A 441-nucleotide genomic window follows, 5' to 3' on the forward strand; every position below is an offset into this window, starting at 1 on the left:
TGTCAACCTTATCAGGCTGAATTAGCACAAACAGATGCCGAATACAAGCGATCACGATGTGGTCGGAAAACTAAGCTGAGCGATGAGTTAAAGCAAAAAATTCTCAACCATTTACGTCTAAGCTGGTCACCAGGAATGATTGCTCACGAATTTAAACTAGCTACTAAATCTATTTATAATTGGCTAAATCAGGGGAGAATTGATTTCTCCTTGAATGATCTACCTGAACATGGCGTACGCCAACGGCGTAACGTTGACCAACGATCCAAATATAATCAATCTTTGGGGCGATCAATTGAACAGCGTCCCATGATGATTAATCAACGTAATCGCATCGGCGATTTTGAACTAGATACAGTCGTTGGTCCTCGTGGGCATAGTAAGGCAGTTTTATTAACTTTAATCGATCGAAAATCACGGTTCCTTTGGGCATACCGGTTA

General features: G+C 41.3%; 1 pseudogene. It reads left to right on the forward strand.

Going from position 1 to position 441, the window contains the following annotated elements:
• Window positions 1–441: pseudogene (locus LPKJCM_RS13445) on the forward strand (IS30-like element ISLpl1 family transposase); the annotation flags it as partial.

The organism is Lentilactobacillus parakefiri (assembly GCF_002157585.1).
GTDB classification, from domain to species: domain Bacteria; phylum Bacillota; class Bacilli; order Lactobacillales; family Lactobacillaceae; genus Lentilactobacillus; species Lentilactobacillus parakefiri.